Annotated in this window: 13 protein-coding genes; 1 reads left to right on the top strand and 12 read right to left on the bottom strand. The window is 69.0% G+C overall.

Features of this window, described 5'->3' with window-relative positions:
• Positions 1 to 55: 55 nt before the first annotated feature.
• Positions 56 to 736 carry a spermidine synthase gene (locus FA743_RS08155; protein ID WP_136885433.1) on the top strand — a complete coding sequence of 227 codons (681 nt, stop codon included), beginning with the start codon at positions 56 to 58 and terminating at the stop codon, positions 734 to 736.
• Between the two features lie 66 nt (positions 737 to 802).
• On the opposite strand, the gene FA743_RS08160 is transcribed toward FA743_RS08155, so the two are convergent.
• The 12 genes from FA743_RS08160 to FA743_RS08215 form a co-directional block, all read right to left on the bottom strand.
• Complete coding sequence (locus FA743_RS08160; RefSeq protein ID WP_136885437.1) at positions 803 to 3,397, bottom strand: nitrate reductase; 2,595 nt, start codon at positions 3,395 to 3,397, stop codon at positions 803 to 805.
• Positions 3,394 to 3,723 (bottom strand): nitrite reductase small subunit NirD, encoded by a 330-nt coding sequence (nirD, locus tag FA743_RS08165; RefSeq protein WP_136885439.1) that lies wholly within the window; start codon positions 3,721 to 3,723, stop codon positions 3,394 to 3,396. The genes FA743_RS08160 and nirD overlap by 4 nt, the downstream gene beginning before the upstream one ends.
• Positions 3,720 to 6,149 carry a nitrite reductase large subunit NirB gene (gene nirB / locus FA743_RS08170; RefSeq protein ID WP_136885442.1) on the bottom strand — a complete coding sequence of 810 codons (2,430 nt, stop codon included), beginning with the start codon at positions 6,147 to 6,149 and terminating at the stop codon, positions 3,720 to 3,722. The genes nirD and nirB overlap by 4 nt, the downstream gene beginning before the upstream one ends.
• 4 nt (positions 6,150 to 6,153) lie before the next feature.
• Positions 6,154 to 6,948 carry an ABC transporter ATP-binding protein gene (locus tag FA743_RS08175; RefSeq protein ID WP_211242217.1) on the bottom strand — a complete coding sequence of 265 codons (795 nt, stop codon included), beginning with the start codon at positions 6,946 to 6,948 and terminating at the stop codon, positions 6,154 to 6,156.
• A gap of 11 nt (positions 6,949 to 6,959) precedes the next feature.
• Complete coding sequence (ntrB, locus tag FA743_RS08180) at positions 6,960 to 7,847, bottom strand: nitrate ABC transporter permease (protein ID WP_211242218.1); 888 nt, start codon at positions 7,845 to 7,847, stop codon at positions 6,960 to 6,962.
• 11 nt (positions 7,848 to 7,858) lie between these two features.
• Positions 7,859 to 9,151, bottom strand: a complete 1,293-nt coding sequence (locus FA743_RS08185) for a CmpA/NrtA family ABC transporter substrate-binding protein (protein ID WP_136885447.1) — start codon at positions 9,149 to 9,151, stop codon at positions 7,859 to 7,861.
• A gap of 272 nt (positions 9,152 to 9,423) precedes the next feature.
• Positions 9,424 to 10,596 carry an ABC transporter substrate-binding protein gene (locus tag FA743_RS08190; RefSeq protein ID WP_136885448.1) on the bottom strand — a complete coding sequence of 391 codons (1,173 nt, stop codon included), beginning with the start codon at positions 10,594 to 10,596 and terminating at the stop codon, positions 9,424 to 9,426.
• Complete coding sequence (locus FA743_RS08195; protein WP_136885450.1) at positions 10,593 to 11,174, bottom strand: ANTAR domain-containing response regulator; 582 nt, start codon at positions 11,172 to 11,174, stop codon at positions 10,593 to 10,595. Before FA743_RS08195 ends, FA743_RS08190 begins: the two co-directional genes overlap by 4 nt.
• Before the next feature lie 91 nt (positions 11,175 to 11,265).
• Positions 11,266 to 12,633: a calcium-binding protein gene (locus FA743_RS08200; RefSeq protein ID WP_169308814.1), complete on the bottom strand. Its 1,368-nt coding sequence runs from the start codon at positions 12,631 to 12,633 to the stop codon at positions 11,266 to 11,268.
• Positions 12,634 to 12,774: 141 nt separating this feature from the next.
• Positions 12,775 to 13,692, bottom strand: coding sequence for an N-acetyl-gamma-glutamyl-phosphate reductase (argC, locus tag FA743_RS08205; protein ID WP_136885454.1), 918 nt, complete (start codon positions 13,690 to 13,692; stop codon positions 12,775 to 12,777).
• A 68-nt stretch (positions 13,693 to 13,760) separates the two neighbouring features.
• Positions 13,761 to 14,090: a DUF779 domain-containing protein gene (locus FA743_RS08210; RefSeq protein WP_136885456.1), complete on the bottom strand. Its 330-nt coding sequence runs from the start codon at positions 14,088 to 14,090 to the stop codon at positions 13,761 to 13,763.
• Positions 14,087 to 15,142, bottom strand: a complete 1,056-nt coding sequence (locus FA743_RS08215; protein WP_136885458.1) for a DNA topoisomerase IB — start codon at positions 15,140 to 15,142, stop codon at positions 14,087 to 14,089. Before FA743_RS08215 ends, FA743_RS08210 begins: the two co-directional genes overlap by 4 nt.
• Positions 15,143 to 15,214: the final 72 nt, after the last annotated feature.

Genomic DNA, 15,214 nt, shown 5'->3' on the forward strand with positions numbered 1-15,214 from the left:
CTGCGGGCCGCGATGCGCTAGGCGACAAGCGGCTTTTGGGACAGGAGGATGGCGCATGCTGCCGTGGATCGAGCTGGCATCGGCGGTGGCGCCGGGGGGCGACAGGTTGAGGCTGCTGCGCCGGGGCGACGAGTTCTCGATCCGCCTGCAGGGTGGCAACGAGCTGATGAACAGCCGGCTCGGTGGGTCCGAGGAGGCGCTGGCGACCCTGGCGCTGGACCGGCTGGCCGGCTGCCGCGCCCCGCGCGTGCTGATCGGGGGCTTGGGCATGGGCTTCACGCTGCGGGCCGCGCAGGCGGTCGCCCCGTCCGACGCCCGCCTGATCGTGTCCGAGATCCTGCCCGATCTGGTCGCCTGGGCCGGGCAGCACATGGCCCCGGTCTTCGGCACCTGCCTGTCCGATCCGAGGGTCGAGATGCGGCTCGGCGATGTGGGCGCGCAGATCGGTGCGGCGCCGGCGGCCTTCGACGCGATCCTGCTGGATGTCGATAACGGGCCGGGCGGGCTGACCCGGCCCGAGAACGACGGGCTTTACGGCGAGGCGGGCCTTGCCGCGGCGCATCGGGCGCTGGCCCCGAGCGGCGTGCTGGCGGTCTGGTCGGCCGAGCTCGATGCGGGCTTCACAAGGGCCCTGACCCGATCCGGCTTCGAGGCCCGCAGCCACACGGTCCGCGCCGCCCGGGGCGGGCGCGGATCGCGCCATGTGATCTGGATCGCGGTCCGGGCGAAGGGCTGAGGCAGGCCGCCCCGGCCTTTGCCCCCGCAGCGGGCGGATCCGCCGGCGCCGCCCTGACCGCCGCCCTCATTCGGCGGCGATGCGCGGGCGATGGCCGGCGACAAGGGCCGCCAGTTCGGGCCGGCACGAGCCGCAATTGCTGCCCGCGCCCAGGCAGGCGCCCAAGGCCTCGACGCTGTCCGCGCCCTCGGCCAGCGCGCGCAGGATGGTCGTGCGGCCCACATTGAGGCAGGCGCAGATCGTGGGGCCGGGATCGGGGCGGTCGGCGGGCGGGCGACCGGCCAGCGGATGGGCGTCGTCGCTGTCCAGAAGGCCCGCCAGATGGTCGCGCGAGAGCAGCACCGGGCCGGGCGAGACGAACAGCGCCGCCGCCAGCCTGCCGCCTTGGTGGAAGGCCATCCGGTGCACGCCCCGCAGCGGATCGCCCAACTGCATCGAGGGCGCGCCGAGGCCCAGCAGTCCCTGCGCCCAGTCCGACCAGTCGGGGGGCGTGGCGTCGCCCGCCATCTCGATCTGCCAGCCGCCGCGCAGGCGGGCGCGGGCCCAGTAGGCGCAGTCGGGCGTGACCTCGCGCGTGGTCAGCAGATAGCCGTGCCAGGCGGTGGCATGGCGGGTGACCGCAACCGGGGTCGACTTGCTGGCAGGCTGGCCCGAGACGGGATCGGTCAGCCCGGCCACCATCGCGTCGATGCGCCCGCTTGGCGCGGTCTGGCCGGTCCAGTGGATCGGCGCGAAGGGATGGCCCGGCGCCACGCGGTCGCTCACCAGGACGCGCAGGATCGCCCGGCCCTGCGGGCTGTTGACCCGGGCCAGATCGGCGGTGGACAGGTTCAGGCGGGCAGCGTCGTCGGGATGCAGCTCCAGATAGGGCTCGGCCAGATGGCGCGACAGGCGCGGCGACAGACCGGTGCGCGTCATCGTGTGCCACTGGTCGCGGATGCGCCCGGTATTGAGCAGCATCTGCCCCGGTTCTTGCGCGGGCAGGGCGGCGGTGACCGGCACCATCCGGGCACGGCCATCGGGCGTGTGGAAGCGACCCGTGCCGAAGAACCGCCCCCCCTGCTGCGCCGGCCCCTGCGGCCAGTGGATCGGGGCCAGCGCGTCGTAATCGGCGCCCTGCAGGTCCGAGATGTCGAAATCGCTGCCCAAGGCACCCGCCACGCCCGACAGCGCCGCATGCTCGGCAAAGATCTCGGCCGCCGAGGTCCAGTCGAAGCCCTCGAAACCCATGCGCCGCGCCACCTGCGCCACGGCCCACCAGTCGGGCCGCGCCTGTCCCGGCGGGGGCAGGGCGGCGCGCTGGCGGCTGATCAGGCGTTCGGAGTTGGTGACCGTGCCGTCCTTCTCGCCCCAGGCCGAGGCGGGCAGCAGCACATCGGCCAGGCGGGCGGTGTCGGTGTCGGGCCAGACCTCGCTGACCACCGTGAAATCGCAGGCGGCGATGGCGCGGGCCACGCGGTCGGCATCCGGCATGGTGACGGCGGGGTTGGTGTGGATGATCCACAGCGCCTTGATGCGGCCCTCTTCCACCGCGCGGAACATGTCCACGGCCTTGAGGCCGGGGCGGTCGGCCATGCGCGGCGCGTCCCAGAAGGTCTGGACCGCCGCACGGTGGTCGGGGTTCTCCAACTCCAGATGGCAGGCCAGCATGTTGGCCATGCCGCCGACTTCGCGCCCGCCCATGGCATTGGGCTGGCCCGTGACGCTGAAGGGGCCCATGCCGGGACGCGCGATCCGGCCCGTCGCCAGATGGCAGTTGAGGATCGCGTTCACCTTGTCCGTGCCGCTGTCGGACTGGTTGATGCCTTGGGAATAGACGGTGACGGTTTTCTCCGTGCCGGCCCATAGCTCGAGAAACGCCGCCAGATCGGCGGGGTCCAGCCCGGTCGCCTGGACCGTGGCGCCGCGTGCGGCGGTCAAGGCGGCATCGAAGCCGGTGACATGTGGCAGGAAATCCGCGCTGGTCCGTTCGGTGTCGAAAAGGTGGCACAGAAGCAGGTTGAACAGATGCGCATCCGCCCCCGGCGCGATGGCCAGATGCAGGTCCGCGCCCTCGCAGGTGGCGGTCCGGCGGGGGTCGATCACCACGATCTTCATGGCCGGCCGCGCGGCCTTGGCGGCCAGGATGCGCTGATGCAGGACCGGATGGCACCAGGCGAGGTTCGAGCCGGTCAGGACGACCAGATCGGCCAGTTCCAGATCCTCGTAGAGGCCCGGCACGGTGTCGGTCCCGAAGGCGCGGCGGTGGCCCGCGACGGACGAGGCCATGCACAGCCGGCTGTTCGTGTCGATATTGGCGCTGCCGATGAAGCCCTTCATCAGCTTGTTGGCGGCGTAGTAATCCTCGGTCAGCAGCTGCCCCGAGACATACATGGCGACCGAATCCGGCCCGTGCTGGGCCACCGCATCCGTGAATCGGTCCGCGATCAGGTCCAGTGCCTGGCCCCAGGGGGCGTCCACCCCGCCGATTCGCGGGGCCAGCAGGCGCCCCGCGATGTCGACGGTTTCCCCAAGCGCGGCGCCCTTGACGCAGAGCCGCCCCCGGTTCGCCGGGTGATCGGGATCGCCCGCGATCGCCAGTCCGCCCTTGCCGTCGGGCGTGGCCAGCACCCCGCAGCCCACGCCGCAATAGGGGCAGGTGGTCCGGACCGCGCCGCTCATGCGACGCGTCGGATGGCGGAGGCGTCCAGCAAGATCCGCCCGCCCTCGACCCGCACGGCATGGGTGGCGACCGCCCCGCTGTCGGCGCCCTGCGCCTGCCCGGTGGCCATGTCGAAGACCCAGTTGTGCAGCGGACAGGTGACCGAGGCGCCGTGCACGATGCCCTCGGACAGGGGGCCGCCCTTGTGGGGGCAGCGGTCGTCCAGCGCAAAGACCCGGTCGTCGGCAGTGCGGAAGACGGCGACGCAGCCCTGCGGCGTGCGCACCACGCGGGCGCCTTGCGGGGGGATATCCGCCAGCGCGGCGATGTCGATGAAACGGCTCATTCGGCAGCCCTCAGGCGCAGGTCGGCCACGGGCGCCCAATCGTCGGGACGGGCGGCATGTTCGGCCCAGGGGTCGGTCTGATAGATAGTCTGCGACAGGCGGAAACGCTCGATCAGCCCGGCGCGGATATCGGGATCCGCGACCTGAGCGCGGGCCCAATCCAGCCCCACCTTGTCCACCCATTTGTAGATCCGGTGCAGATAGCGCGCATGTTCGCGATAGAGTTGCACGAAGGCCGCGATCACGTCGCAGACCTCGTCCTCGGTCTCGACCGTCAGCAGCGGCACCGTCTCGCGCACATCCATGCCGGCGGCGCCCGCCACGCTGATCTGGAAGCCGCTGTCCACGCAGACGACGCCGATATCCTTGCAGGTGGCCTCGGCGCAGTTGCGGGGGCAGCCCGAGACGCCCAGTTTCACCTTGGCGGGCGTCCAGGAGCCCCAGAGCAGCTTCTCCAGACGGATGCCCAGGCCCGTCGAATCCTGCGTGCCGAAGCGGCAGAAATCCGTGCCCACGCAGGTCTTCACCGTGCGCAGACCCTTGGCATAGGCATGCCCCGAGACCATGCCCGCCTGATTGAAGTCCGACCAGATCGCGGGCAGATCCTCTTTCCGCACGCCCAGCAGGTCGATGCGCTGGCCGCCGGTGACCTTGATCATCGGCACGCCGTAGCGGTCGGCCGCGTCCGCGATAGCGCGCAACTCGGCGCTGGTGGTGACGCCGCCCCACATGCGCGGCACGACGGAATAGGTGCCGTCCTTCTGAATGTTGGCGTGATTCCTTTCATTGACGAAACGGCTCTGGCGGTCGTCGCGATAGTCCAGCGGCCAGTCCGCGATCAGGTAGTAGTTCAGCGCCGGACGGCAGGAGGCGCAGCCGCCCACGGTTTTCCAGCCCAGATCCTGCATGACGGCGGGGATGGATTTCAGCCCCATCGACTTGATCAGGCGCCGCACGTCCTCATGCGTGTGATCGGTGCATTTGCACATGGGCGGGTTCGCGTTGGCGGCAAAGCCGTCGCCAAGCGTCAGCGCCATGACCTGTTCGACCAGCCCGGTGCAGGTCCCGCAGCTGGCGCTGGCCTTGGTCAGCCCGCGCACGGCATCCAGCGTGGCGGCACCGCCCTGGATGGCGGTGACGATGGTTCCCTTGCACACGCCGTTGCAGCCACAGATCTCCGCCTCAGGCGGCAAGGCTGCAACGGCTGCCAGAGGGTCCGATTGGGCACCTCCGGCGAAGGCGGGGCCGAAGATCAGTGTGTCGCGGTCGGCGCTGATGTCCGCGCCGCTGCGGATCTTGTCGAAGAACCACGGCCCGTCGGCGGTGTCGCCATACATGACGGCGCCGATCAGGCGGTCGCCCTCCAGGATCAGGCGCTTGTAGATGCCGCGCCCGGGATCGCGGAAGACGATATCCTCGCGCCCCGGGCCCTCGGCGAAATCGCCTGCGCTGAACAGGTCGCAGCCGGTGACCTTGAGTTTCGTCGCGGTCTGCAGAGGCATGAAGGCGGCGTCCGTGCCCGCCAGCGTGGCTGCCAGGACCTTGGCCTGATCGTAGAGCGGCGCGACCAGACCGAACAGCTGCCCGTCATGTTCCACGCATTCGCCAAGCGCGAAGATCGCGGGGTCGCTGGTGCGCATCTGGTCGGTGACGGTGATGCCGCGCGCGACCTCCAGCCCCGCATCATTGGCCAGGCGCGTCTCGGGGCGGATGCCCACGGCCATGCAGACCAGATCGGCGGGATAGGTGGTGCCGTCTTCCAGCAGCACGGCCTCGACCTTGTCGGTGCCGAGGATCGCCTTGGTGGCGCCCTTGCAATGGATGCGGATGCCGCGCTTTTCCAGATCGCGTTGCAGCAGATAGCCTGCGGCGGGGTCCAGCTGACGCTCCATCAGATGGCCCATCAGGTGGATGACCGTCACCTCGGCGCCCCGCGCGGCCATGCCGGCGGCAGCCTCCAGCCCCAGCAGGCCGCCGCCGATGACCACGGCGGTCGCCCCGGGGCGGCTGGCCTCGATCATCGCGTTGGTGTCTTCCAGATCGCGGTACGCCACGACGCCGGGCAGCTTGTGGCCCGGCAGCGGGATGATGAAGGGCGCCGAGCCGGTGGCGATGACCAGCGCGTCGTATTCGACCGGGCCGCGCGCGCCATGGACGATCTGGGCCTCGCGGTCGATGCCCACGACAGCCTCGCCGAAGCGGCAGGTGACGCCCTGGGCGGCATACCAGTCCGTGTCATGAGTGACGATCTGGTCATAGGTCTTGTCGCCCGACAGGACCGGCGACAGCATCAGCCGGTTGTAATTGCCGCGCGGCTCGGCATTGAACAGGGTCACATCCCACTGGCCGGGGGCCTGGTCGAACAGATGCTCCAGCATCCGGCCCGAGGCCATGCCCGCGCCGATCACCACAAGTTTGCGTGTCATGGGCTTACTCCGCTGCTTCGACGAAGCGGTGACGTTCGTAGAGGAACCGCAGCACGGCCTCGCGCGCCTTCACGTAATCGGGCCGGCTGGCCAGGGCGATGCGGTCGCGGGGGCGGGCCAGCGGGACGGTCAGCACCTCGCCGATGGTGGCGGCGGGGCCGTTGGTCATCATGACGATGCGGTCGGCCAGCAGCACGGCCTCGTCCACGTCATGGGTGATCATGATCATCGTGTTGCCAAGCCGGCTGTGGATGTCCATCACCGCGTCCTGCAGATGCGCGCGGGTCAGGGCGTCCAGCGCGCCGAAGGGTTCGTCCAGCAGCAGGACCTTGGGCTCCATCGCAAGCGCCCGGGCGATGCCCACGCGCTGGCGCATCCCGCCCGAGATCTCGGCCGGGCGCTTGTCGGCGGCATGGCTCATCTGGACCAGATCCAAGTTCTGCATGATCCAGTCGTGGCGCTGCGCCTTGGTCTTGGACGATCCGAAGACCTTGGTCACCGCCAGCTTGATGTTGTCATAGACCGACAGCCACGGCAGCAGGCTGTGGTTCTGGAACACCACGGCGCGGTCGGGGCCGGGCGCGTTGACCTCGCGCCCGTCCAGCAGGATGCCGCCGGTGGTCACGTCGGTCAGCCCGGCGATCAGGTTCAGCAGGGTGGATTTCCCGCAGCCGGAATGGCCGATGATGCTGACGAATTCGCCCTTTTCGATGGTCAGGTTGATGTCGGACAGCACATGCGCCGTCTTGGCCCCGTTCACGAAGGTCTTGGACAGATGCTCGATTTGCAGGTATTTCATGGTCATTCCCCTTACACGGCCGTGCCGCGAGAGACGACGCGTCCGATCCAGCCGACCAGACGATCCAGGATGAAGCCCGTGCCGCCGATATAGGCCAGGGCCACGATGATGTCGCTGAGCCGCGAGGAATTCCACGCATCCCAGATGAAGAAGCCGATGCCCACGCCGCCGGTCAGCATCTCGGCCGCGACGATGGCCAGCCACGAGAGGCCGACCCCGATGCGGAGCCCTGAGAAGATGTAGGGGGCGGCGGCGGGGACCATGATCTTCCAGAAGAACTCGACCTGGTTCAGGCGCAGGACGGCGGCGACGTTGCGGTAATCCTGCGGGATGGCGCGCACGCCCGCGGCGGTGTTGATGATGACGGGCCAGATCGCGGTGATGAAGATCACGAAGATCGCGCTCGGCCCGCTGTCCATGAAGGCCGCCAGGCTGATGGGCAGCCAGGCCAAGGGGGGCACCGTGCGCAGGATCTGGAAGATCGGATCGAAGCCGCGCATCATCAGCGCCGATTGCCCGATGACCGCGCCGGTCAGCACGCCCACCACGGCCGCGAGGCCGAAGCCGTAGAAGACCCGCTCGAGCGAGGTCAGGACACGCCAGCCCAGGCCGATGTCCTGCGTGCCGTAGACGTAGAACGGCTCCATGAACAGAAAGCCGCTGTCGATCCAGACCTGCACCGGGGTCGGCAGGCCGCTGCCCTCGCCCGAGGCGCCGACCTGCCAGATGGTCAGCAGCACGACCAGCACCACGAGCGGCGGCAGGACGGCATCGACCAGCGCGCGCCCGCGCTTGCGCCAAGGCGCCAGACGGTCGGGGGTGCGGGGGGGCAGCGCCACGACGGGGGCTGCGGGCTTGGGGGTCAGGTCCAGCTTGCGCTTGAGGGTGGTCACGTTCACGGCCATCTCCCTCACACCATCGCCTTGATGGACTGAGCGTCCAGATAGGCCTGCGGGTCGGCGGGGTCGAAGATCTTGCCGTCGAAGAAGGTCTCGACGCCGCGGCTGTCGCCGAAATCGACCGTCAGGCCCAGACCCGCCGCCGCTGCCAGCCACAGGTCGCTGCGGTTGGTCGCATCGACCAGCGCGGCCGTGTCCAGATCGCCGGGCAGATAGCCCCACCGCTTGTTCTCGGTGATGAACCAGGCATCCAGCGACTTCCACGGATAGGAGGTCTCGCCGTTCTCGCCCCAGAACTTCATCGCCAGCTCGGGGCGCATCTCGTTCCTGCCATTGCCATAGTTGATCTGGCCTTGGATGCGGCCGACGATGTCCGCGACGGGGACGTTGTACCATTGGCGGCGACCGATGATCTCGGCCATCTCCTGCTTGTTCTCGGGCAGGTCGCACCACATCTGCGCCTCCATCACCGCCATCATGACGGCGATCGTGGCGTTGGGGTTGGCGTCGACCCAATCGGCGCGCATGCCCAGCACCTTCTCGGGGTGGCGCGCCCACAGCTCTCCGGTGGTGGCGGCGGTGAAGCCGATGTTCTGGTTGACCAGCTGCTCGTTCCACGGCTCGCCCACGCAGAAGGCCTCCATGTTGCCGACCTTCATGTTGGCGACCATCTGCGGGGGCGGCACGACGATCAGGTCGACCTCCTGGGTCGGGTCGATGCCGCCGGCGGCCAGCCAGTAGCGCATCCACAGGTCATGCGTGCCGCCGGGGAAGGTCATGGCGACCGGGATCTCCTCGCCGGCGGCGCGGCGGGCGGCGAAGATCTCCTTCAGCGGGCTGGAGTCGAGGCCCACGCCGCTGTCGGCATAATCCTGGCGCACGGACAGGCCCTGCCCGTCCTCGTTCAGGTTCAGCAGCGTGTACATCGGAAGGGACTGGCTGTTCTGCATGACGCTGCCGGTGGAATAGAGATGCACCTTGGGCCGCAGGATATGCCCGCCATCGATCCCGCCCGAGGCCGAGCCGAGCGCCATGTTGTCGCGCGTGGCACCCCAGCTGGCCTGCTTTTCGACCAGCACGTCGGGCATGCCATGCTTGGCGAAGAAGCCCTTCTCGACGGCGATGATCAGCGGCGCGCTGTCGGTCAGGGCAATGTAGCCCAGGGTGCAGCCGGTCACCTCGGGGGTGCCGGGGGTGGCGGCCCAGGCCCCACCGGGCAGGGCCAGGCGGGCGGCGGCCAGGGTGGCCAGCGCGCCGGTGGCTTGCAGGAAACGACGGCGGGAGGGCGGTTTGATCAAGCTCATCGGGCTTATCCTTGGCTGGCCCCCGACAGCGGGGGGCGGGCGCGAAAACGCGAAAAGCCACCGGTCGCCGCCCCAAGGTGGGGGCACGAACAGGTGGCGACATTGCCGTAATGGGGAGCCCGCGTCCTTGCGGGCAGATCGAAACGCGGTGCGCCGTTGCATCCGCCTTTCATCAACCATCGCCAGCGGGTGCCGGCCGGTCAATGCTTTCGACGCAGGGGGCGGGCGATCATCGCGCCATCGCTGCCGAACAGGGCAGCCTGCCCGCGATTTCAGCGCGTCGGAAACGCCGGGTCGAAGACATGGCCGTCGAAGAAGGCATCGGCGCCCAGAATCATCCGCCCCTGTTCGGCGGCGACCTGCGTCGGCGCGCGCATGGCGCCCTCGATCCGGGCCGAGGCACCGGGCAGATGCGCACCCGCCTCGCGCAGGTGGCGGCGATAGAGGTCGGTGCGGAAACACTCTGCCGCCTTCGCCGCCGCAGCGCCCGGGTCCAGCCCATGGCGCGCGGCCATCCAGGCGCCCATCATCGCGGCGATGCTGCGCCAGGGAAAGGTCGCGCCCTCGGCATGAAAGCGGATGAAGTCGGGGAAATCGCGCAGCTCTCCGGTCGAGGTGACGTGCAGGCGGCCCAGAAGGCCGCGCTCGCACAGTTCGGGCGACAGGTTCAGGTAATCGGCGCGCGACAGGATCTCGGCCGCGGTGCCGCGATTGCCGGGCCGGTCCAGCCAGCGCCCAGCCCGCCACAGGGCCCGCATCAGCCGCCCCGTCGCCTCGGGGCGCGTGTCCGCAAAGGCGCGGGTCGTCACCAGCCCCTTTTCAGGCGCCGCCGCCCAGATCGCCCGGCCCGGCAGCAGCAGCGCGCCCACCCCCCGCTCGACCGCGAAGGAGGCCCAAGGCTCGCCGACGCAAAAGGCGTCGACCTCGCCCGAGGCCAGCGCATCGGCCATCTGCGGGGGCGGGACGGTGTGCACCTGAAGCCGCGCCGACAGGGGGGTGTTCTGCAGCCAGTGGCGCACCAGCTCGGCATGGGTCGAGAAGGGAAACGGAACGCCCACGCGCAGGACGCCGGAATGGGCACGTTCCAGCGCGTCCCGCGCGGCGATGGGATCGTGGAAATCGAAGTCGTGGCCCTGATCGCGTAGGCGCTCCTCGATCGCCTTCGAGACGGCGATGGCCTGCCCGCCCTGCGACAGGATCATCAGCAGATCGAACGCGGGATAGGCAGGCCCCAGCCCCAAGCTTTGCGCGATGGGCATGGGCACCAGCATATGCGCCGCATCGAGGGCCCCGGTGCCCAGCAGATCGCGGCTTTGCGCCCAGCTGTCCACCCGGACCAGATCCAGCGCCAGCCCCTCTTCGGCGGCAAAGCCCAGCTCCTGCGCGATGATCAGGGTCGCGGCATCGGTCAGCGGCACATAGCCAAGGCGCAGGCGGTCGGTCATGTCAGCAGGCCCGCCGCCATCACCAGTTGCTGCGCGATATCGGCCACGCGGCGCTTCTGATCCATCGCGGTCTTGCGCAGCAGGGCATAGGCGGCCTCTTCGTCGATGCCGCGCGCCTTCATCAGGATGGCCTTGGCGCGGTCGATGATCTTGCGCTCCTCCAGCGCGGCCTTGGTGGCGGCCAGTTCGGCGCGCATCTTTCGGAACATGTGGAACCGGGCGATGGCGGCATCCAGGATCGGCTTGATGCGGTCGGTGTGCAGCCCGTCCACGACATAGGCCGACACGCCCGCCTCGATCGCCGCGCGGGTCAGCTGCTCGTCCGAGCGGTCGACGAACATCGCCACCGGACGCTCCAGCGGGCCCGAGACCAGCGCCAGCTCCTCCAGCACGTCGCGCGAGGGGTCGGCCACGTCGATCAGCACGATGTCGGGCTGCTGTTCGGCGATGCGGCGGGCCAGACCGGTTTCCTCGGCGATCACCGTCACCAGGTGATCGCCCGAGGCACGCAGCCCGTCGACGATCTTCAGCGCCCGGTCCCGGTCGCGCTCCACCACGATGATTGACAGCCGTTCCATGACGTTACCAGAGGCCCGCCGATCGCGGCTTGGCAAGGTCGCGGCGCCCGCAACGGCGCCGCAGATCGCAGATGCCCGGAAATCGGGCAGATCAGAGGAAGAAATCGCTCTCGGTCAGGGTCAGCGCGCCGGACAGGCGGATGATCCCCTCGGCGCGACCGTCGCCATCCGTGTCCAGCAGGACCCGCGTCTCCCGCCCGCCGCCGGTCTGGACATGGCGGAAGGTCAGCTGGCCCGCAGCGCCGGGCTGGAGGGCGCCGAAGCCCTCGAAGTCGAAGGCCTGGTTGCCGGGGCTGCGCCCGTCGGCGTCGATGGGGCGCAGGTCGATCCGGTCGGTGCCGTTGCGGAAATCGGTGATCAGGTCGGCCTGACCCACGCGGCTGTCGGCCAGGGTGCGGAAGACGAAGATGTCGGCGCCCGCGCCTCCGGTCAGCACATCCGCCCCCGCCCCGCCGATCAGCGTGTCGTTTCCGGCACCGCCCAGAAGTCGGTCGCGGTCGAGGCCCCCCAGCAGCCGGTCCGCCCCGGTTCCGCCGTCCAGCCTGTCCTTGCCCTGCCCGCCCAGCAGCGTGTCCGCCCCGGCGCCGCCGAACAGCCGATCCGCGCCGCCCCGGCCGATCAGCTGGTCGTTGCCCGCGCCGCCCTGCAGGGCATTGGCCCGCGCATTTCCCATCAGGACGTCGTTGCCCGCGCCGCCCTGGGCATTCTCGATGTTGCGGATGATGTCCCGGCCCATCCCCGTGTCCTGGCGCGAGGCGAGGGCCAGATCGACCCGCACCGCCCGCGCGCCCTGCGCCGTGATCCAGTCGATCCCGGTGCCGCCGTCGATCAGGTCATCGCCCGCATCCAGGGCCAGACGGTCATTGCCCGACCCGCCGAACAGCCGGTCCGCCCCGGTGCCGCCATACAGCATGTCATTCCCCGTGCCGCCGTTCAGCACGTCGTTTCCGGCGCCGCCGAACAGGGTGTCATGGCCGCCGCGCCCCGACATCGTGTCATTGCCGGCCAGACCGAAGGCCCGGTCGTTGCCCTGGCTGAGCGAAAAGACATCATTGCCCGCGAAGGCCCGCGACAGCAGCGCGAAATCATCGCTCCGCCCGATCGAGACGACGGCTTGGTCGACATCTCGCGCCGGTAGGCTCAGACCGGTGATGTCGAGAATCGGGAAGGTCTGGCTTCCCCTGTCATAGCCCAGCTCGAAAAAGGCCGTCACCGTGCCCGCCACGACATCACGGTTGTCCGTCATCCGAAAGCCGGACCCGCCAAAGATGGCCAGACGGGGAAAGTCTTCGGACATGAACTCGACCTGGATAATATCTTCATAGCGGGTGCCCCGGATCTCGACGAAGCCGTCATCGACAAATTCCGGCGCGCCGATGATGTCGATCCCGTAATGATGGATCGGGCTCAGATCGATCGCGGACTGATCGAACGGGGTATAGGCGGTCAACCTAGCCATGGGGCGTGCTCCTGCAAAGCGCATCGCAAATCCGACGTGTTACCATTGACTTATACAGAGCATATGTAGGTCGATCAGCGCTTGGGTTGTCAAACGTGATTTTCGGACAAGAACGTTTCCATGACCCGGGCGGGTGCGGGGCTACAGCCCCGCATCCTCGGGCAGGCCCAGCATGATGTTCAGGTTCTGCACCGCCGCGCCCGAGGCGCCCTTGCCCAGATTGTCCAGCACCGCGATGACCGTCGCGCATCCGGTCTCGTCATCGCCATGCACGCTGAGGCGCATCCGGTTGGTGCCGTTCATCGCGGTGGGATCGATGCGACCACCCAGCTCGGCGGCGGGAACCACCTGCACGAAGGCCTCGCCCGCGTAATGGTCGGCCAGCGCCTGATGCAGCGACGCCACACTGCGGTCGTCGTCCAGATGCAAGGGCAGCTGCACGGCCATGCCCTGCGCGAAATTCCCGACCGAGGGCGCGAAGACCGGCTGCAGCAGCAGCCCGCCATGGGTCATGATCTCGGGGATGTGCTTGTGGCGCTGGTCCAGCCCATAGATGAACTGCACCGGCGCGGTGCCCGCCTCGTATTCCGCAACCAGCGCCTTGCCGCCGCCGGTATAGCCGCTGACGGCATTGAGGGTCAGGGCCTGGGTCTCCTCGATCAGCCCGGCTGCGACCAGGGGCGCGATGATGGCGATCGAGCCCGTGGAATAGCAGCCCGGATTGCTGACGAACCGCGCCGCCGCGATCATCTCGCGCATCTCGGGGGCCAGTTCGGGAAAGCCGAAGACCCAGTCCGGGTGGATCCGATGCGCGGTCGAGGCATCGATCAGCCGCACGGACATGTCGGCGGTCAGCGCCACGGCCTCGCGCGCCGCATCGTCGGGCAGGCAGAGGATCGCCACATCGGCCTCGGCGAAGCAATCGGCGCGGGCGGCGGGGTCCTTGCGGTGGGCGGGGTCCAGCTGCACCAGACGGATGTCGTCGCGCCCCATCAGGCGGTCGCGGATCTGCAGGCCGGTCGTTCCGGCCTCGCCATCGATGAAGACGCTATGGGTCATGGGGCACCTTTTTCTGGATCACCGACTGTCTAGCGCAGGCCGGGCCCGGTCACAACGCCGCGCAGGCGTCAGATGCTGCACATCTCGGACCGGGTGAGGAAGCGCTTCTCGCGCCCGTTATCCAAGCTGAACATGCCGCCCCTTCCGGGCACGACGTCGATGATCAGATCGGTATGCTTCCAGGCCTCGGCCTGGCTGGCCGAGATGTAGAAAGGCGCGCCGCCGATCTCGCCCAGCTTCACGTCGCGGTCTCCGATGCGGAAATCGTCCTGCGGATAGCACATGGGCGACGAGCCGTCGCAGCAGCCCCCCGACTGGTGGAACAGGACCGGGCCGTGATCGGCCACGATCTCGTCGATCAGGCGCAGGGCGTCGGGGGTCGCGGTGACGGTGCTCATGGCTTCAGTCTCCTCCTCAGGAATGTCAGGACCTGCTTTTCCTCGGGGCGCAGGTCGTCATGGGTCAGGGTCTGCGCGATCTCGCCCTGCAGGTCCAGCTTCAGGTCATGGGCCAGATAGCCGTCGATGATCTGCGGATGGACATAGCATTTGCGGCAGATGGTGGGGGTGTTGCCCAGCCTGGCCGCGACCGTCTCGATCGCGTCGCGGACATTGCGCTTGGCGGCGGCCTCGCTGTCGGCCTTCTCGTATTCCGACAGGGCCAGCGCGGCCAGGACCGTGCCCGTCCAGGTGCGGAAGTCCTTGGCGGTGACATGGCGGCCGGTGATGTCGCGCAGATAGGCGTTCACGTCGCCCGAGGTCACCTGATGGCGGGTGCCGTCCTCGTCGACATATTGGAACAGATGCTGGCCGGGAAGCTCCTGCACCGCCCGAATGATCCGCGCCACGCGGCGGTCGCGCAGGCCCAGATCCCAGTCCTTGCCCGACTTGCCCTTGAAGCGGAATCGGATGCGGTTGCCTTCCAGCGAGACGTGGCGGGCGCGCAGGGTGGTCAGGCCGTGCGACTTGTTCTGCTTGGCATAGGTGGCATTGCCGACCCGGATCATGGTGTTTTCCAGAAGGAAGACGATGGTCGCCAGCACCTTCTCGGGCGGCAGACCGCGCCGCGCCATGTCGGCATCGACCCGCGCGCGAAGGCCGGGCAGCACCTGGGCGAAATCCAGCATGCGATCGTATTTGGTGCCGTCGCGGATCTCGCGGAAGCCGGGGTGATAGCGATATTGCTTGCGCCCCTTGGCATCGCGGCCGGTGGCCAGGATATGGCCCTGCGGATCGGGACAGATCCAGACATCGGTATAGGCGGGCGGCACGGCCAGCGCGGCCAGCCGCTTCCGCGTCGCCCGGTCGGTGATCGTCTGCCCCTGCGCATCGCGATAGGAAAAGCTCTTGCCCGCCCGGACCCGGCGGATGCCCGGTATGTCGTCGTTGACATAGACGAGGCCCGCGCTGATCGCGGCGTCCTCGGGGTCGATGATGGCATCCTTGGGCATGGCGCGCGTCTCTTGGTGGCGGTCCGGCTCAACGCGGCATGGGGGGCGGAGGTTGCGGGGACCCGAAGGCCC

Origin of the sequence: Paracoccus gahaiensis (genome assembly GCF_005048225.1) — a bacterium.
Lineage (GTDB): Bacteria > Pseudomonadota > Alphaproteobacteria > Rhodobacterales > Rhodobacteraceae > Paracoccus > Paracoccus gahaiensis.